Annotated in this window: 18 protein-coding genes; 8 read left to right on the forward strand and 10 right to left on the reverse strand. The window is 49.0% G+C overall.

The features are described from left to right. Positions 1-13: 13 nt before the first annotated feature. Complete coding sequence (gene uppS, locus OC187_RS02940) at positions 14-703, forward strand: polyprenyl diphosphate synthase (protein WP_262998132.1); 690 nt, start codon at positions 14-16, stop codon at positions 701-703. Beyond that, complete coding sequence (locus tag OC187_RS02945; protein ID WP_262998131.1) at positions 693-1,538, forward strand: phosphatidate cytidylyltransferase; 846 nt, start codon at positions 693-695, stop codon at positions 1,536-1,538. Before uppS ends, OC187_RS02945 begins: the two co-directional genes overlap by 11 nt. 305 nt (positions 1,539-1,843) lie before the next feature. Here OC187_RS02945 and purC read toward each other — a convergent pair whose 3' ends face one another. Next, positions 1,844-2,578, reverse strand: a complete 735-nt coding sequence (gene purC / locus OC187_RS02950; RefSeq protein WP_262998130.1) for a phosphoribosylaminoimidazolesuccinocarboxamide synthase — start codon at positions 2,576-2,578, stop codon at positions 1,844-1,846. Between the two features lie 116 nt (positions 2,579-2,694). Here purC and hisS point away from each other — a divergent pair, with 116 nt between their 5' ends. Continuing rightward, on the forward strand, positions 2,695-3,963 hold the full coding sequence (gene hisS, locus OC187_RS02955) for a histidine--tRNA ligase (protein WP_262998129.1): 1,269 nt from the start codon (positions 2,695-2,697) through the stop codon (positions 3,961-3,963). 42 nt (positions 3,964-4,005) lie between these two features. Here hisS and OC187_RS02960 read toward each other — a convergent pair whose 3' ends face one another. Next, positions 4,006-4,761, reverse strand: a complete 756-nt coding sequence (locus tag OC187_RS02960; protein WP_262998127.1) for a DsbA family protein — start codon at positions 4,759-4,761, stop codon at positions 4,006-4,008. Positions 4,762-5,079: 318 nt separating this feature from the next. Between OC187_RS02960 and OC187_RS02965 the strand changes: the two genes are divergently transcribed. Both OC187_RS02965 and panB read left to right on the forward strand, forming a co-directional pair. Beyond that, a complete protein-coding gene (locus OC187_RS02965; RefSeq protein WP_263008584.1) occupies positions 5,080-6,054 on the forward strand; it encodes a COX15/CtaA family protein in 975 nt (324 codons plus the stop codon). Between the two features lie 4 nt (positions 6,055-6,058). After that, on the forward strand, positions 6,059-6,865 hold the full coding sequence (panB, locus tag OC187_RS02970; protein WP_263008585.1) for a 3-methyl-2-oxobutanoate hydroxymethyltransferase: 807 nt from the start codon (positions 6,059-6,061) through the stop codon (positions 6,863-6,865). A 140-nt stretch (positions 6,866-7,005) separates the two neighbouring features. On the opposite strand, the gene ccmA is transcribed toward panB, so the two are convergent. From ccmA to OC187_RS02990, 4 genes are all read right to left on the reverse strand, one after another. Next, positions 7,006-7,614 carry a heme ABC exporter ATP-binding protein CcmA gene (gene ccmA, locus OC187_RS02975; protein WP_262998124.1) on the reverse strand — a complete coding sequence of 203 codons (609 nt, stop codon included), beginning with the start codon at positions 7,612-7,614 and terminating at the stop codon, positions 7,006-7,008. Positions 7,615-7,630: 16 nt separating this feature from the next. After that, positions 7,631-8,941, reverse strand: coding sequence for a UDP-N-acetylglucosamine 1-carboxyvinyltransferase (gene murA, locus OC187_RS02980; protein WP_262998123.1), 1,311 nt, complete (start codon positions 8,939-8,941; stop codon positions 7,631-7,633). 2 nt (positions 8,942-8,943) lie between these two features. Then, entirely contained in the window at positions 8,944-9,501 is a 558-nt protein-coding gene (dcd, locus tag OC187_RS02985; protein ID WP_262998122.1) for a dCTP deaminase, read from the reverse strand. A gap of 122 nt (positions 9,502-9,623) precedes the next feature. Then, the gene (locus OC187_RS02990; RefSeq protein ID WP_262998121.1) at positions 9,624-10,439 is read right to left on the reverse strand and encodes an SDR family oxidoreductase; all 816 of its coding nucleotides are present in this window, start codon (positions 10,437-10,439) and stop codon (positions 9,624-9,626) included. A 402-nt stretch (positions 10,440-10,841) separates the two neighbouring features. Here OC187_RS02990 and OC187_RS02995 point away from each other — a divergent pair, with 402 nt between their 5' ends. The 3 genes from OC187_RS02995 to OC187_RS03005 are packed head-to-tail and all read left to right on the forward strand — an operon-like array spanning position 10,842 to position 14,401. Next, positions 10,842-11,117 carry a cold-shock protein gene (locus OC187_RS02995; protein WP_262998120.1) on the forward strand — a complete coding sequence of 92 codons (276 nt, stop codon included), beginning with the start codon at positions 10,842-10,844 and terminating at the stop codon, positions 11,115-11,117. Positions 11,118-11,175: 58 nt separating this feature from the next. Then, positions 11,176-13,269, forward strand: a complete 2,094-nt coding sequence (locus OC187_RS03000; protein ID WP_263008586.1) for a sensor histidine kinase — start codon at positions 11,176-11,178, stop codon at positions 13,267-13,269. After that, complete coding sequence (locus OC187_RS03005; RefSeq protein WP_262998118.1) at positions 13,238-14,401, forward strand: ribonuclease D; 1,164 nt, start codon at positions 13,238-13,240, stop codon at positions 14,399-14,401. Before OC187_RS03000 ends, OC187_RS03005 begins: the two co-directional genes overlap by 32 nt. Before the next feature lie 30 nt (positions 14,402-14,431). On the opposite strand, the gene ligA is transcribed toward OC187_RS03005, so the two are convergent. From ligA to OC187_RS03025, 4 genes are all read right to left on the reverse strand, one after another. After that, positions 14,432-16,456, reverse strand: coding sequence for an NAD-dependent DNA ligase LigA (gene ligA / locus OC187_RS03010; protein ID WP_262998116.1), 2,025 nt, complete (start codon positions 16,454-16,456; stop codon positions 14,432-14,434). 14 nt (positions 16,457-16,470) lie between these two features. Beyond that, entirely contained in the window at positions 16,471-16,800 is a 330-nt protein-coding gene (gene grxD, locus OC187_RS03015; RefSeq protein WP_262998115.1) for a Grx4 family monothiol glutaredoxin, read from the reverse strand. After that, positions 16,790-17,026: a BolA/IbaG family iron-sulfur metabolism protein gene (locus OC187_RS03020; protein WP_262998114.1), complete on the reverse strand. Its 237-nt coding sequence runs from the start codon at positions 17,024-17,026 to the stop codon at positions 16,790-16,792. Before OC187_RS03020 ends, grxD begins: the two co-directional genes overlap by 11 nt. 128 nt (positions 17,027-17,154) lie before the next feature. Then, positions 17,155-17,640 (reverse strand): redoxin family protein, encoded by a 486-nt coding sequence (locus OC187_RS03025; protein WP_262998113.1) that lies wholly within the window; start codon positions 17,638-17,640, stop codon positions 17,155-17,157. Between the last annotated feature and the right edge of the window lies 1 nt (position 17,641).

Here is a 17,641-nt window from a genome sequence, read left to right on the forward strand (position 1 = left end):
TTGGGTATCTGACATGGTGCGCAGGCTTCCCGAGCATGTTGCCATAATAATGGATGGCAATGGTAGATGGGCTAAGAATCTGGGGCTGCCCAAGGTGGAGGCATATGCGAAGGGTATGTTGGTAGCCAAGGACATAGCTATTGCGTGTATTGACCGCGCCATCAAGCATCTTACTCTGTACGCTTTCTCCCTGGAGAACTGGTTCAGGAGTGCTGAGGAGGTCAACAGCATAATGAGCCTGTTTTCTCAATATTTGTCTTCTCAGGAATTGCACAGGCTTGCTGGCGACCACGGAGTCAGCATAAGATTTGTCGGGGACCTAAAACTTTTGCGTGAGGACCTGGTTGAGCTCATGCTAGATGTCCAGTCGGGGACGCGCAAAAACAATGCTCTGTTCTTAAATGTCGCAATAAGCTATGGTGCCAGGCAGGACATAATACATGCTGTGAATGCGGCGTTGAGTGCGAAGGTTGATTCTATCGATGCAGAAACGCTAGGTAAATTTTTGTGGACTAAAGACCTTCCGGATGTTGATTTACTGATAAGATCTGGCGGTGAGAAACGCGTCAGTAACTTTCTGCTCTGGCAACTCGCGTATGCAGAACTTTACTTTTGTGATACCATGTGGCCAGATTTTACCGCCGCGCATTTTTCTGATGCGCTGGACAGCTATCTTGCCAGAGATAGGAAATATGGCAGGTAGGCCGCCCTGTGTGTATAATGTCAAAGATCGGGCTTATAAACCAGGCATCCGGGCTGCGGTATCCAGGTTTGGTGTTTTGCAGCTTTATTTTGGGGGATTCATGAGAATTAGGGAGTTTTGCGAAAAATCTAGTAACTGCATATTCCGATTGAAGGAAAAGATACCCGGCTTCAAGCTTTCAGCAATTGACGACAGTCTGCTCATCAGAACTGTGACGTCGATTTTGGGGGCTAGTGCGTTTCTATGCAGCATTTTCCTTGGGGGGCGCTTGTTCTATCTTGTGTGCTTCTCCCTATCGATGGTGTCTGCATTCGAATGGTATCAAATAACAGGTGGCCGCAGATATCTTTATATCCCCGCCATTTTTGTTGTTGCGCTTCCATATGCTTCGGCAGTGTACCTATACACGTTGCCACATGGGGTCATAATACTGCTGTGGATGATACTGAGTGTGTGGAGTACAGACATAGGCGCGTACTTCGTTGGTAAGAACTTCGGCAAGCGAAAAATATTGCCTTCGGTTAGCCCAAACAAGACTTGGATGGGCCTGTTTGGTGGCATAGCGTTCAGTTCTGTGGTGACGCTGCTAATGTCAATTATTTTCGGGATATTTTTTGTTCCCCATGCACTCTTCATTGGTGCAATTATTGCGGTGATTGCGCAATGTGGGGACTTTGTGGAGTCCGGCATTAAACGTCTATGCAAAGTTAAGGATAGCGGTTTTATAGTGCCTGGGCATGGTGGTATATTAGACCGCATTGATGGATTTATGTTTACCGCTCCCGTGGTCGCATATTACATACAGCATGTGTCAAAGTTTTTTGCCGTTATTTAGGCGGCAGACTTTATTGAAGTTCTGTGAAGCACAACAAACCGCAAGGTTAACACGAATGCTTTGGGTGAGGGGCGGGTACTCGCTGGGACGGCATTTAACGCTGCTTGGTATGTGTCCATGATGTACAGCACACTGCCTGTGTTTGGTTGCCGAGCGACGTGTTATGGCGCTGTAATTACTAGTCCCATGCTGCTGCGGATGTGGAAGCGCACCGCAGGTCGTGCTGGGGAGGTATCCTGTACTGTGAAATCACCATTACCCCGAAGTTCATCACCCACAGCTTGTGGCCCTACAGCCACGTGATACTAACTGCGCGATGGTAAATGCTCTTCAATTCTGCGTAGTACTTCAGCATAGCCATAAAGTGTGTCACCCGTACCGAGCCGGTATACGTCTTTGTCCAGCGCCGCATTATCGGATGAGTTGCGCAGTCTGCACGTATCTGGGCTAATCTCGTCAGCAAGTATAATTTCTCCGCGTGCCTGGCGTAGCCTACCGAACTCCAACTTGAAGTCTGCCAGCACGATATTAATTTCGCGCATCATTGCGCTCAAGATTGCATTTATTCGTAGAGATTCTGCCTTTATGTAGTCGACTTCGTTGCGAGTCGCAAGTTTAAGGCTCACCACGTGGTCTTCTGTCATCATAGGGTCTGATAGAGCGTCGTTCTTGTAATAGCATTCCACTACAGGTGGCGATATCGGCTCTCCTTGGGTGACGTTGAATCTTGTGCAAAAACCACCGTACGCCAGATTGCGAACCACAATCTCCATGGGGATCATGTCAACTCTTCTCACCAACTGTTCTCTGTCATTGAGTAGCCCGAGTAGATGGGTTTTAACTCCATGATTTTCCAGATACTGCAACAACAGGTAACTTGTGCGATTGTTAATCGTCCCCTTGCCGGGTAGGACGTCTTTCTTCTGCGAATTAAAAGCGGTGATGTCGTCCTTGAAGTATTGTACTACAGAGTCCGGATCAGGTCCGGGGAATATGATTTTGGCCTTGCCTTCGTATAGTGCCCTACGTTCGGTGTTCATTGTATTCCCCCACGCCGTACATTCTACATTCAGTTGATAATTTTGCAAAAGAATGTACAACATAGCTGTGCTACGCGATTGTAGCGACGAGCCCGGTTTTCTGTCTTGAGACTTGTATGGATATGGGTAGCTTCCGGCCTGTGAGGGGTACTAGAGATCTTCTGCCGGATGAGTGCCATAAGTTCTGGTACATACGCGATGTTGCCCGAGACATGGGTGAGAGATATGGATTCGTGCCCGTGGAAACTCCAATATTTGAGTTTCAGGATGTGTTTACCAAAACTTTGGGGGATTCCTCAGACATCATTGGAAAAGAGATGTATTCCTTCACTGATCGAAGTGGTGATGCACTCGTGCTCAGGCCCGAGCTTACTGCTGCGGTGGTTAGGATGCTGATATGCAGTAAGCTTGCAACGCCGATTAGGCTCTTTACCGTTGGTCCAGTATTTCGCTATGAAAGGCCTCAAAAGTGCCGTCAAAGGCAGTTTCATCAGATAAATTATGAGCACTTTGGTGCCAGCGACAGTACTGCGGATGCAGAGCTCATAGCGCTGGCACACAATATCTTGGGTGCGCTGCATCTGCATGATAGTGTGCGGCTAGAAATCAATTCTCTCGGGAGTCAAGCGAGTATTTTGTCCTACAGAGGCTGCCTTCTAAAGTACCTTGCAAAGTATGAACATGAACTTTCTGAGGATAGTCGCAGAAGAATGCACACAAACCCCCTGAGGGTTCTGGATTCTAAAGATCATGGAGATATTGCAATACTTGGTGATGCACCGACCGTGGGTGATTTTTATGATGCTGAATCTAGAGCGATATTCGGTGACGTGATGCAGTATCTTGACAACCTGGGCATCCCATACACAGTAAATCCGCGGCTTGTTAGAGGGCTGGATTATTACTGTGGCACGGTGTTTGAGTTCAAAACTACATGCCTGGGTTCGCAGGATGCTGTGATTGCTGGGGGTAGGTACGATAAACTCGTTGCTTCCATGGGTGGTGGCGATGTGCCAGCTATTGGTTTTGCCGGCGGCATTGAAAGACTCGCTGCTCTGATGGACTACAACAGACCTGCCAGATTTTCAGTTGTTTTTTTGCCTCTTGGGGAGGAGGCTGTAAAGTGTGCTATGCGCTCCGCCTGTGAACTACGTGGTATGGGTATACAAGTCCTATGCAATGGTGCAGTCAAGAAACTCAGAACTGGTCTCAAATATGCTGACAAGTTTGGCGCTGATTTGGCGCTAATCCTGGGAGATGAAGAAATAGCCAGAGGTGAAGTGATCTGCAGGCATATGGCCACCGGTGTGCAAGAAACTGTCAGTATCAGCGATCTCAGGAACTACATACCGGGTATAGAGAGAGCCGCCCACGGCAGTGACTGAACCACCTTTTTTTCTGTGTCTACAAAGTGCCAGGCACTAGTACTACTTGTGTTTTTTGTCGTTGCCCTGCGTGGCGCCTTGTATCAAATCGCGTAGCGTTTTGAGATCGCTCGCCCCGACCAACACTGTATCTCCTACCACGACTGAGGGAGTTCCCCCTATATTAAGCCGTTCAGCCAGTTCCCTGGTAGCGGCGATCATAGCGCTTATCTTGCTGTCATTCTGCTCCAGAGACTTTCTGAGATCTTCTTTCTTAATACCTACAGATTCCGCAATATCAGGCACTTCATCGTCCGTGAACCTCCTATTATGCCCTAGGGCTGCGTAGTAGAAGTCTATGTATTTTTCTGGGTTCACAAAGTATATAGCAAGTGCCGTACGTGCGGCGAGCATAGAAGCCTCTCCAAGTGTTGGAAGGTCCCGAAAAACTATGCGCACCTCCCCGTCCTCAAGCAATTGCTTGACGTGTGAGAGCATGGATTTGCAATATCCGCAGGAGAAGTCAAAAAACTCCACCAGCAGGACCTTGCTCTCTTTGTTGCCAAATGATGGGTAAGAAACGTCTTCCAATGCAGTCCTGTTCTCTGCAACTTTTCGCCGCATCTCGACTTCATTCATGGCTACCTGTCCCTTACTGAGTGCAGTGATAACCTTGTGCGGATTTTTGTATATATACTCCTCAATTATGGCTTCTATCTCCTCGCGATCCTGCCGTTTTACCCCAGAGACAAACTTACTAATTAGCGGGAAGCTTGCCACCAACACTACGAGACTCAACAAGCAGAAAATCCTAGCCACAACAACCCCCCACTCTAGCACAGGGGTGCTACTAACACAGACTGGTGGCAGAGTCAAGACTTGTATGTGGTTGCATGTTTTTAAGTCTGTACAGTATTAATCAACACCCGTAGCCATTTTGTAATGGGGCGCCCACCAAGATGGGGTCGATTGGTCTCTGCTACTCGTATAGTAGGGCTGGCGCATTGGCCGTCGTTGTATCGGTGGCAGAAAAATATTGTACTTTACGTGCAGGTGTGCAATCATCCCGTCGCTGTAAATCATAAAGACATGAAAGCACACTTTGGCGTCACAGTGTGGTTGGGGATGTGCTGCTCAATGGTCCTCCTGATGGTGGCGATTGGCGGCGTAACCCGCCTTACTCATGCGGGGCTCTCTATCACCGAGTGGAAGCCTATAGTTGGAGTTATACCTCCCACGAGTCAAGAGGCGTGGCTGCTGGAGAAGCGGAAGTACGAGCGGACGCCGGAGTATAGACACAACACTACTGGTATTTCACTCCAAGATTTCAAGCGCATTTATATGATAGAGTACCTGCACAGATTGTTTGGCAGAATCTTGGGCGCGGTGTTTTGTGTGCCCATGCTCTATTTTTTCATCAGAAAGAAAATCAAGCGCGGCATGGCTGCCAAGTTGCTGATAGTTGCACTGCTAGGTGGCGTGCAGGGAGTTATGGGGTGGTTTATGGTCAAGAGTGGGCTTGTTGATGTCCCTCGCGTTAGCCATTATAGGCTTGCTGCGCATTTATTTCTCGCTATTCTGTTGTTCTCAATTTTGTGGCATAGCTTCTTGAGATGTGTAACAGTACATGGCACCCTAGAAGCAACGCGAATCAGGATGTTTGCAACGTCGGCGGCGATTGTTTTGGTGGTGCTACAGATGATTTTGGGCGCTCTTGTGGCCGGATTGGGCGCAGGTTTGACCTACAACACTTTTCCCACTATGGACGGTATGCTCATCCCGCGGTCTCTATTCTCAGCTGAATTATGGCGCGGTGAATTCTTGCGTGACGCTACTGCAGTGCAGTTTTTACACAGATTGGTTGCGGTAATAATTGCAGTTTATGCTGCGCTACTGCCGTTTTGCATCAAAACCCGGGGTGCATTACTATTTCTCGTGTGTGTGGTGCTACAGTTTTTACTTGGTGTGGTGACCCTGGTCAGCGTTGTTAACATATACCTCGCGGTGATGCACCAGGTTCTGGGTTTCGTCGTGCTTGCAGCAGGCGTGTATATGTTGTGTGAATTGCGGCCAAAAGAGGCTTGCATTTTGCAGGGTATTGGTGTACCGTGACCCGGTGTTCTCGATCACAAGGCAGGAATCCTTGGGCATACTTGACGTACAGGCGAAAAAGGGTTTGGAAAAAATTGCCTGCCTGACTGCTTACACTTTTTCCATGGCACGTATTTTGGATGAGTACTGCGACCTAATTCTTGTGGGAGATTCTGTGGGGGCCACCGTATATGGGATGGACTCCACATTGCCGGTTACGATGGACATGATGATTGCCCATGGCAAGGCAGTTGTAAAGGCCCGTAACAAGGCCATAGTTGTGGTTGATATGCCGTTTGCTAGCTATTACTCTCCGGAGGTGGCGTATAGAAACGCATCTAGGATTTTGAGTGAAACTGGGTGCGATGCAGTGAAGCTTGAAGGTGGGGTTTGTGCGGCAAATGAAATTGCCTTTTTGGTGTCTCGTGGTATTCCAGTTATGGGACATATAGGCGTGATGCCACAGCACTTCAATCAGCTTGGTGGGTATAAATGCCGTGGAAAAACTGAGGACTCGCGGCGATTGATTGAGCAAGATGCAAAGGCAGTATGTGAGGCCGGTGCGTTTTGCGTTGTGATGGAGTGTATCAGTGCGGCTCTTGCTGCGGAAATTACGAAAAAGCTGCCTGTACCTACAATAGGGATTGGGGCTTCTGGCGCGTGTGACGGGCAGATTTTGGTAGTTGACGATATGTTGGGGCAGTCACCACGTTATCCGAAATTTGTCAAGCAGTTCGCAAATCTTGAGCAAGCCATAAGAGATGCCGTTGTCGGCTATGTAGCGGAAGTGAAGTGCGGGAAGTTTCCAAGTACCGAGCACTGCTACAAGTAGGTTTATCGTCCAGTTTTGGCGCCATGGTTTAGGGCTTAGGTGTGTCCCGCGCAGCTGTGCATGAACTCAAATTACATATACGTGCTTCCGGAGACGCGACTTGTAGGGGTGCAAGCCAACTCTCAGAGAGTGAAGCGCGACTATTGCACGGCACCTAAGCGCACTATCTGTGCGTTGGCAAATGCCACATCTACTTTGTGGTCCGTAAGAATTACAATGCCCCCACGTTCTGCGCGGGTTAACATGAGGCTCTGCACCATGGTGACGGTATCTGGGTCCAGGTTTGCGAATGGCTCGTCCACGATCCAGACACGCGTGTTTGATACCAAAAGTCTGGATAACGAAACTATTTTTTGCCAACCTGAGGATAAATTTTTGAATTTTGTGTCAAGCACTGGATATAACCCGAAAAAGTGTGATGCTGCTCCGGTTAATTCGCTGTTACCCTTACATTTCGCCCAAAACTCTAGGATGTCTTGAACCTTCATGTTGGCAGTGCACGCGGATTTATGGCCTATGTAGGTAATTTGAGTAATGCACTGACTGCCAGTCGTGATATTCTCACCATCAAGCTTTATGCTACCAGATGCTGCTGGCATGAGCCCCACTATGGTTCTGAGCAGTGTCGTTTTTCCACTGCCATTGTTGCCCACTACCAGGGTGACAGAGCCGTTCTCCGCAGTAAAGCTTAGATTCTGAAATAACAGCTTGCTGCCACGGATGCACGAAACCTCTAAGCACTCTAACACCTCGCGCCCCTATAAATCACGCTTCATATAACGAGGGCGCACGGATAAGTTCAATCTCTGCACCACACGCCCGCAGCTTTTCCTCAATTGCTTCGTATCCACGGTACAGAGTTTGTGCATTACTAATAGTTGTTGTCCCTTTAGCTGACAATCCTGCAATTAGCAATGCTGCTGACGCGCGGAGATCTGTAGCCAGCACAGATGCTCCGCGTAACCGCCCGACTCCCCTGATGGTTGCTGTGTTTGCTTGTACGTGTATGTCCGCACCCATTTTGGTGAGCTCTCTTGTGTAGGAAAATCGGTTGTCAAATATGCGCTCATGAATTTGCGATGTTCCATTTGCTATGCATGCCGCTGCTGCAAACTGTGCCTGCATATCGCTGGGGAAACCTGGATAAGGTGCTGTGTTCAGAACTACCGGGTTTAAGCAAGCACCGCGGCGCGACACTACGCAGCCATCCGGTACGTCTGTAACCTTGCCACCCATGTTTTCCAACTCTTGTGCGAAACAACCAAGCATGTTGGAAGTTGCCCCAACAATATGCACTGTGCCCCCAGTTGACATTGCAGCCAACGCGTAGGTTCCAGCTTCCATCCTGTCTAGTATTATTGCGTGATCGGAGCCGGACAGCTGCTTAACTCCGCGAATCGTCAGTGTTTTGGTGCCTATTCCGGAAATTTGCGCTCCAGCTTTGACCAAAAAGTTCGCAAGATCTACAACCTCAGGTTCAACCGCTGCATTGCTGATTGTTGTGACTCCATCTGCTGTAACCGAAGCCATCAGCGCGTTTTCTGTTGCCCCCACACTTACGGATCTGAAGTCAATGTGACATCCTACCAACCCCCTGCCATTCGAAGAGCACTTTACGCGATCTCCACATATTTCTACTGTGGCTCCCATTTTTTCTAGTGCACATATGTGCATGTCGAGCGGGCGCTGTCCTATGCTACATCCCCCTGGCAGGGCGACTTCCGCCTTTCCCATTCTTGCGAGTATAGGCCCTAGGGTAAGGCAGGAGGCGCGCATCTGTGATGTGATCTCATGTGGAATTACCCAGCTGCGTAGGTTGTTGCAGTTGATCTCTATCTTGTGATTTGCCTTTTCGCGCGCGTTGCGTAGAAAGCTTATCTTCCCTCCCAGGCTTGCGATAAGCTCGCACATGACGGCTACATCAAGCAGATCAGGCATATTGGCCAAGACTACGCTTCTGTTGAGCAAAAGGCAAGCAGCCATGATGGGTAGAGCAGAATTCTTCGCGCCGTTGGCCACAACTTTACCACATATGGGATTGCTGCTCCCTCTAACGTGCAGCGAGGCCTCAGCCACGGCTAACCCACTATAGGCAGAGTCAAACCGCCTTGCTTCATGTATTTTCCGTTGACCTCATCGTACGATACACTGCACTGCCCGTTTCCTGCCAAAAAGATAAACTGACACGCGCCCTCAAACGCATATACCCTAACAGGTAAGGGGGAAGTATTGGAAAATTCCAGGGTAACATACCCCTCCCACCCAGGCTCAAGCGGCGTTACGTTTATAACAATTCCGCACCTGGCGTAGGTAGACTTGCCCACGCATATTACTATGACATCTTTGGGAATCCGAAAGTACTCCACAGTCTTCGCAAGCATAAAACTGTTTGGAGGAATGATGCAGACATCGGTCCTCTTGTCTATGAAGCTATCCTGGGGAAAATTCTTCGGATCAACAATAACCGAGTGCGTGTTAGCAAAGATCTTAAACTCGCTATCAACCCTGGCGTCGTACCCATACGAAGAGAGCCCGTATGATAGCACGCCGGCGTTTTCCTTATGATCCACGAATGGAGAAATCATCCCTTCGTTTAACGCCTTCTCCTTTATCCAATAGTCAGGCATCGCCGACATAGCACACCCCGAACGCACAAAACCATCCCAGACGCCTCACCCTACAACTAATCCTCAATGAACGCAAGTTAAAACTCAACAAATCGCTACAACTTTTATGGCCCTAGTAGCCTAAAAGCGGCTCAACGCCCATGTGTATGCAATATGCTTTGAAGGCCAATCTTATAGTTTGGGTAATGTAGCGCAACACCCAACTCACGCTTGATTTTATCGTTGCTGACCCTACGCTCAGGTGGCGGCAAGTCTGGGGAAGTGTCACAAATACTGCTAAGTTCAGGTGCCAACTTACTCTCCATTCCGAGTAGTGAGGCCGCGTATGTTATGACTTCGGCATATCTGGTAGGGAGATCATCAGCGCAGTTATAGACGTTTCCAGGTCGCGGGTTCGAGATTGAGGCTGATAAGGTGTTGGCGATATCCTCTACATGCATGCGCGAGGAGAAGCGCCTTGCATGGCGAAATGGAATTGTTGCCCCGTCTAAAAGCTTTTCGATGACACTTCTACCGGGGCCATATATTGCAGAGAGGCGAAATATACACACGGGCAAACCCGAGCCAAGCCACAGGTTTTCGTTGCGCAGTCTTGCGACACCCGAATCTTCTGTGGGGTGAGTTGGCGATGTCTCGCTTACCCACCGTCCTCCGTGATCTCCATAAACACTTGTCGCGGACAAATACCCTATCCACCTTACGGAGCGCAGCGCAGATGCATATCTGGATAACACGTCATCACCAGAAGGGGGAATAGAGATCAGAACATGTGACGCCTCGCGCAGTGTGTGTTCAAGCTCCAAATTTCCGTATCTAAAAAGAGCAACCTGCCTTTCTGTGCGACTTGTGGTGTTGTAAGTGCCGCTAACCTTCCATCCCGATTGCAGGAGCTGCCTTGCCAAAAAACCGGCCGTGTATCCGTATCCGAAACAGAACAGGTGATTCATCTAGTTGACAATCTTGACGCGGAAGGTGCCGAGTATTGCATACTTGCATGGGAATGACAAGTGCGGCTACCTACCGTGGTTTGTATATACGGAGTAATGAAGTACCCAAGCATGTATTTACCTGATTGGTATGAGATTGCACGCGAAGCGCTAGTCACAGAGCAGTGCTTTGTGCAATGGCGAGATTCGGCTATAGAATTTGCATTTGTAGCTGATTGCGAGGAATTACTTTGTAGATTTACTTTTTGCGAAACTGGCACTGAGCGCCGCAGCGGTGTGGGTGAATAATATTTCGCTTGCAATACCATATGTTAGGAGCTAACCTCGGGGCGCCTAGGGTTTCAGCGGGGACGTGGTCTCCGGGTTGGCTGTGGCTGTTTGTCTGATTTTTAGGGTTTTTTGATGTCTCAGTTAGTGGATGAGAAGGCGTTCTACACCGGTCACGTTAAGTGGTTTAGCGTGGAAAAGGGATATGGGTTCATTTGCAAGGATGGGTCTGATGATGGTAAGTCCGGTGGTTCCGGCTTTGGACGGGGCGACAAGGATGTGTTCGTCCACATTACGTCGTTGCAAAGGAGTAGGATTGACAACCTCAGAGAGGGTCAGAGAGTGCGGTACCAGCTGGACGAGAGCAATGGTAAAGTCTCTGCCGTGAACCTGGAAGTGCTGTCCGAATAGTAGGGTACGTACGGCTTTTGTGTGAGGTTTAAGTGGGGGTGAGTTGCGGCGTTTCTGGGTGGTCCTCTGTAGTATAGGGTCGTCCGGCGTCCTGCTATCCCTGTTGGCGTTAGGTGCTGTCCTCCTGGTGTTGTTTTCTGATGCGCCTGCCGTGTGGCGTGTGGTTTCGGGTAGGAGCTCTGGGTTCCTGCTGGCTGGGTTCCTGCTGTTTCTGCTCTTGCTGCTTGTGCTTTCTTACGGCATGGTTCGTGCCTGGATACGGTACAGAAAGGGGGAGCTGGGTTTCAGGTTTCAGGCCCGCGTGGTTCTTGCGTTTGTGGTTGTAGGTGTAGTTCCGGCTGCGGTTGTGTCGGGCTTTTCGTCCTTGTTTTTCGATTACGGTGTCCGGGCGTGGTTCTACAACAGCGTTGGCCCCGCGATTGCTTCCTGTGATTCCGCCGCGCTTGGTGCGGGGCGTGAGTTCCTTGCTACAATGTTGGCTTCTGATATGTTGCGCTTAGTTAGATACCTCGATCGCAGCTTATCACATTCTTCCGACTCCGTTGCGGTGGTACGAACAGGTGCTGCCATGTTCGATTTTGCGGAGGTACTGCTGGTAGGCCAGGGAAGGGTGATTGTTTCTTCTTCCCCCAGTGCGGGTGTCGGCTTGCCTCACGCTGTCTTTCCCGCCATGGGAACACATCGCGACAAAAAAGTTTCCGAGGTTTCTGACACTGAGACTAGCTTAGCGTATATGGTAGCTCCATTGAATTTTCCGCAAATAACTCACGTTGTTGCAGCAAGAACTTTGGTTGGAAGTTACAGCAGCGCTTTCGATATGCCTGATTACCAAAAGGATATGAGGCTCCAGCTGTCTGTGCTGCAGATCCAGTTTTCGTTAGTATTCCTCTTCCTGTTTTTAATGTTACTGTTCGTGTCTACATGGTTAGGTGTGGCACTCTCCAGGAGCATTGTTGGCCCACTATCTAGCTTGCTGGTGGCCACTAAGAAAGTTCGGGACGGCAGTTTTGACTGCAAGATTAATAGCAAGGAAGTGCTGGACGAAGAGATGGCAACTGTGGTCATGGCGTTTAATGGAATGGTGGAGCGGTTAGGTTTACAGTGCTTACAACTAGAGAGGGCGTATCAGGAAATAAACAGCAGAAAAGAGTTCATAGAAACTGTTCTTTCAGGGGTTTCATCTGGCGTTATGGCATTATCCCTATCTGGTGACTATGTGACCTTAATGAATGATAGGGCTTGCGAGCTTTTGTCCTTCGATAAATTGCACGGGCAAATGTGCCGCATTTTTCCCGAGGCCCTATACATGCTCAGCAAGTCTTCAGACAAAGAGAACATTACAATTATCAGGGACAACCGTTCGCTTACGCTTTCTGTGCACGTGAAGCGGTTAGGTGCGCAGGGCCTGATCATGACTTTCGATGACATTTCTGGGCTTGTGGAAGCGCAGAGACAGGCTGCGTGGTCAGATGTGGCCAGAAGAATAGCTCACGAGATAAAAAATCCTGTAACGCCAATCTACTTGGCCGCGGAAAGGCTGCACAACAAATATGCCGCGCAGATAGCGTCGGGGCGAGAGACATTTCTGAAGTATACCGGCACGATAATGAAGCACGCCTCAAGTATCAGCGGGATAGTTGATGAGTTTGCAAAGTTTGCAAGAATGCCGAATCCCGTGTTCGCGATGCACAACATATGCTCATTATTGCGGGAAATAAGCTTTTCGGGACAATTTGGCCAGAAAGCGGTAGACTACGACCTTAGGTTTCCCGGCGAGGAAGTGATTGTCCTTTTGGATAAGGAGCAGATCACGCAGGTGTTTATCAATTTATTCAAAAATGCTTGTGAGTCAATAGACGCGAGGGTAGATGTTGATGGCGGCTACATAGTGGTGACTGTTGCCGAGAGCGCTGAAAGTGTTACAGTGGAAGTGAGAGACAATGGTGTGGGGTTCCCGCAAGATTTGATTGGCCGGCTCACCGAGCCTTACGTTACTACTCGTGACCAGGGTACCGGCCTGGGTCTTGCGATTGTTAAGAAAATTTTGGACGAACACGGCGCATCTATTAGTTTCCAGAACCAAGATGATGCGGGTGTAGTCCTGGTAACTTTTCTGTTAAATGGGCGCGATAGTGCTAATTCGCTCAACTAACGAGTTGTCACAATTCTGCACGCAAGTGCTGCGTGATAGGCCTGAAAGTTTGGCCATAGATACGGAGTTTGTTAGGGGTTTTAACGACTATTATCCAAAACTGTGTTTGTTGCAGATGGCATACCGAGGTGGGCAATGCGTGGTTGATGCGCTCGATAATCGACTCGATTTGTTGCCGCTGCAGGAAATTTTTGACGATGAGGGCATATTCAAGGTTTTCCACGATTGTCGCCAGGATTTAGATGCCCTGTCGCAGCGGTTTTCTCGCCTTCCTAGGCCCATTTTTGATACTCAAACGGCTTCGATGTTATGTGAATACCACGACAACTCTGTGGGTTACTCAAAGCTAGTTGAGCAGTTTTTGGGAGTGAAGCTCAACAAACTATTGTTCAAGAGGGTAGATTGGTCGCACAGGCCGTTGTCTGAAGATAAAGTACGCTATGCTCTGGATGATGTAATTTACCTACATGAGCTCTATGGGGTATTGCGCTATATTTTGGCCGACAAAGGGAGGTTAGCGTGGTTTTTTGAGGAAATGGAAGGGATTGCTGGGGTATCTGTGGAGAATTATGACGCTCTGTTGGAAGGTATGGAATTCTTTTCAGAACTTGGAGAAGCCGAAGCCGTCATCGCACGATCAATAATTGAATGGAGAGAAAAGGTTGCCAGGTTATTCAATGTGAATCGGAATACTGTGATGAATTCCAAGGGTGTACTTTGTGCAACTAAAGACTTCTTCTGTAGCAGAGATGAGGGGGTGTTATACAAATATGTTGGGGGGAGCTCGTACCTAGACAATTTGCCCTTCAGTTTGTCTGGTATATTGGAGGGTAATGCTGGCAAGAAGTTGGGGCCGTACAAGCTGATGAATCACGATAAACCGGTCTTGAATGCCCTTCTCATTCTACTGAACAGCATGTGCAGAGAGCATGAAATTTCGCAGAAGTTGGTTGCCTCAAAAGTTGAACTTGTAAAACTGATCAACAAGATACCCAGCAATGTAATGCACGGCTGGAGGCATGAGTTTTTCGGATGCAAGGCTCAGAAGTTTATTACAGGGGAGACCAGATTAACTTTTGCCGTTGAAAACTTTCGCGGACAGATGCGGCTCATCGTGAACGCACATACCTGATCTGTGAAGTCGCAGGTTGCGGCATCAGATTTACTTGGAGAGTGTTTCTTCCACCATCTGCATCCAGGTTCGTTCATCAATTACCTTGATGTTAAGACTCAAGGCCTTTGCGCGCTTGCTTCCAGGATTGCTGCCTGCAACCAGCAACCAGGTGTTTGCAGAGACGGAGTTTGCAACTTTTGCTCCTAAGGTTTCTGCTTGTAGCTTCGCTTCCGTCCTCGACATATGCTCCAGGGTGCCAGTAAACACCACGGTTTTGCCAAAAATGGGTGATGTGCCACTGCTCTCCGGTAGCGACTCGTCTAGGATGTTGAGCTTTTCTCTCAGAGACTTTAGCACAGCAAGATTCCCTTCTGCAGAGAAGAATGTTCTAAGGGAGCTTATGCTCTTTTCTCCAAGGCCGTGTATCCGTACAGTGCCTTGGCCGTGAGGGAGTGATAGCATGGCTTGATGCCAGTTTTCATAGGATATGTAGTACCTTGCAATTAGTTTGGCAGTGCCCTTGCCTATGAATCTTATGCCTAGTGCAAATATGAAGTTACTTAGACCGACGGTTGCGCTGTTACGCACGGCAGCGAGTAGGTTTGTGATTGACTTCTCCCCCCAGCCGTGTTCTGCACTTAGGTCAAAGCTGTCCAACCTTTCCTCGAGCGCAAAGATATCTGCGATGCTGTTTATCAGCCCCATGTTACACAAGAACTCTATCTGCTTTTCACCTAAGCCCATTATGTTCAGGCCATCTCTGGATGCGAAGTGCCTGACTCGTTCTAAGGCCTGAGCCTTGCACGACAACTCTGCGGGACACCGCAAAGCAACCTCACCAGGCTCTCGGTACAGCTTACTGCCGCATGATGGACAATTTGAGGGGAATACAAACTTGTTCGATGTACTACTGCGGCAGGTCTTATCTACATCAACTACCTGGGGTATAACCTCGCCGGCTCTCTTTACCACGACCAAGTCTCCAATGCGCACATCCTTGCGCTCGATTTCATTCAAATTGTGCAGGCTTGCTCTGGAGACCACGGTACCTCCTATGTTTATTGGCTCCAATTCCGCGATTGGGGTTACAACCCCGGTTCTGCCAACCTGCACTGTAATGTCCAGCAGCCTAGTTCTAGCCTCAGTGGAGGGGAATTTATATGCAATAGCCCAGCGAGGCGATTTACCCGTTGCTCCAAGCAGCTTTTGGAAATCAATGTTGCTTACCTTGTACACGATTCCGTCTATGTCATAACCGAGTTTACCTCTGGCCGCGTAGACTGCGTCGTAGAATTCAATTGCCTCTCTTAATGAGTGGGTAAACAAAACCCTCTCATTTGTATGAAACCCCCACTTGATTAGTTGTTTTAAAATCTCCCGCTGGGTGCCCAGCCCGCTATTGATTGCAGAATAAGCTACGTATCTCAAGTTACGCTCCTCAACAATTTTGGGGTTAAGCTGGCGTACGGACCCCGCAGCCGCGTTGCGCGGGTTTGCAAAATTGCAGGATTCCTTCAGTTTTTCGAAATCCTCGTGATGCATGTATATCTCACCGCGTACCTCAAGGGTTGTGGGTGCGCAATCCAACCTGTGGGGCAGGCCGCGAATACCCATTGCATTGTTGGTAATATCCTCTCCACAGTGGCCATTGCCTCGAGTTGCAACCCTAGTGAGCTGCCCATTTTGGTACAGTGCGGCAAATGACATTCCGTCCATTTTTAGCTCGCAGGACATCTCCAGTGCATCATCCGGACCTAGCTCTAAGGAGCGCCTCACCCTGGCGATAAATTTTTCCACGTCCTGTACGGTAAAGGCATTTTCCAAGGACAACATAGGCTCTAAATGCGGTACCTTGGCGAATCTCGGGTCCGTCTGTGGTGTGCCAACTACGTCTACGTAGTCGTCATACTGGTGAACCTCGGGAAACTCTTCTAAAAGCCTTTTTTTCTCCTGTACCAGTAGGTCATACTGGTGATCTGTGACTTCAGGCGCGTCTAATCCGTGATACAAAACATCGTGACGGCGAAGTTGTGCGTTTAGGCCTGCCAGTCTGCGCTTTGCATGCTCAAACATAACGGTAACGCCCGCTATACTATTATACCCTTATCGCGCAGCAGTGACTGTAACTCCCCGCTGTTATACATCTCACGCACTATATCGCACCCACCGACAAACTCCCCTTTTACGTACAGCTGCGGTATCGTTGGCCAGTCAGCGAATTTCTTAATACCCTCACGCAACTCTGGGTCTCTGAGAACATCTACATCTTTGAATTTGACCCCTGTGCGCTGCAGTGCTTCGACCACAATCCCAGAGAAGCCGCACTGTGGAGCATCAGCAGTCCCTTTCATGTAGAGCACAACGTCGCTAGTTTGTATCTCATTCCTAATCCTCTCTGCAACAAGATCACTCACCATTTTGCTCACCTACCTCTGTTTGTATTTGCAACGCATGCACGTCCACTCCCGAGAGTGCACTGTAAACCATCCTGTGCTGCTCAAGTTTTGACTTCCCCAAAAACGCACCAGACACCACCCTCACCGCGTAACGCTCGTCGTCGTCAGCCATAGGGCTGACGTGCACAACGCTGCCCGGGAACGCGCCGACAAGCAGCTCCCTTATTTTTGAAAGTTCTACGCCCATTACTGAAAACTTGCAACAGCCCAGGTTATAGCATTTTTTATGTGTTTGGTAAATACAGACTTTACCCCATCTCCACGCTGTCTGCGCGCTCTTGCACCACAGCGTCCACCTTAGTGTGTACCACGGGACTAATCAACTAGCGTAGATATACGCCGCCACAGGTCACGGGTCATGCTTCCGGTGATATGCGCAACCATCCGCCCTGTCTGGTCAAAAACCAGTGTTTCGGGGACTCCAGTTACGCCGAGCTTTTTCATTGACCTGCCAGAGTAATCTACAGCTACCATTGTGTAGGGATTGCCGTGGTTTTCGAGCCACTCCAAGGTTTTTTGTTTTATATCGAGGTAAGCTATGCCATATACGCGCATCGTTGCTCCTTCTGTGATTTCCATCCACACCTTGTGTTCTTCGAGACAAGTTGTGCACCACGATGCAAACACGTGCATTACGTATGCTCCTCTTATGTCGTCCGTGCGGAATTCTTCGTCTGCACCAACTAGGGTAGGCAGAACTATCCCGTAGGGTTCTTTTGGGATGCGATTGTAATATGCCCAGAATGACACAAGAGACAGCAAGCAGAACATGGCGAGTACTGTGGCGGCAATTACACGCATA

Origin of the sequence: Anaplasma capra, from assembly GCF_025628805.1 — a bacterium.
In the GTDB taxonomy this organism is placed as follows: Bacteria; Pseudomonadota; Alphaproteobacteria; order Rickettsiales; family Anaplasmataceae; genus Anaplasma; species Anaplasma capra.

What these genes read in the sequence shown, in the direction of transcription:
- OC187_RS03005 (WP_262998118.1), top strand. Translation starts at nt 13,238, where the DNA reads ATGGGCGCGATAGTGCTAATTCGCTCAACTAACGAGTTGTCACAATTC.
- OC187_RS02965 (WP_263008584.1), top strand. Translation starts at nt 5,080, where the DNA reads ATGGTCCTCCTGATGGTGGCGATTGGCGGCGTAACCCGCCTTACTCAT.
- OC187_RS02945 (WP_262998131.1), top strand. Translation starts at nt 693, where the DNA reads ATGGCAGGTAGGCCGCCCTGTGTGTATAATGTCAAAGATCGGGCTTAT.
- purC (WP_262998130.1), bottom strand. Translation starts at nt 2,578, where the DNA reads ATGAACACCGAACGTAGGGCACTATACGAAGGCAAGGCCAAAATCATA.
- OC187_RS02990 (WP_262998121.1), bottom strand. Translation starts at nt 10,439, where the DNA reads ATGAATCACCTGTTCTGTTTCGGATACGGATACACGGCCGGTTTTTTG.
- ligA (WP_262998116.1), bottom strand. Translation starts at nt 16,456, where the DNA reads ATGTTTGAGCATGCAAAGCGCAGACTGGCAGGCCTAAACGCACAACTT.
- OC187_RS03020 (WP_262998114.1), bottom strand. Translation starts at nt 17,026, where the DNA reads ATGGGCGTAGAACTTTCAAAAATAAGGGAGCTGCTTGTCGGCGCGTTC.
- grxD (WP_262998115.1), bottom strand. Translation starts at nt 16,800, where the DNA reads ATGGTGAGTGATCTTGTTGCAGAGAGGATTAGGAATGAGATACAAACT.
- uppS (WP_262998132.1), top strand. Translation starts at nt 14, where the DNA reads ATGGTGCGCAGGCTTCCCGAGCATGTTGCCATAATAATGGATGGCAAT.
- OC187_RS03025 (WP_262998113.1), bottom strand. Translation starts at nt 17,640, where the DNA reads ATGCGTGTAATTGCCGCCACAGTACTCGCCATGTTCTGCTTGCTGTCT.
- hisS (WP_262998129.1), top strand. Translation starts at nt 2,695, where the DNA reads ATGGATATGGGTAGCTTCCGGCCTGTGAGGGGTACTAGAGATCTTCTG.
- OC187_RS02995 (WP_262998120.1), top strand. Translation starts at nt 10,842, where the DNA reads ATGTCTCAGTTAGTGGATGAGAAGGCGTTCTACACCGGTCACGTTAAG.
- dcd (WP_262998122.1), bottom strand. Translation starts at nt 9,501, where the DNA reads ATGTCGGCGATGCCTGACTATTGGATAAAGGAGAAGGCGTTAAACGAA.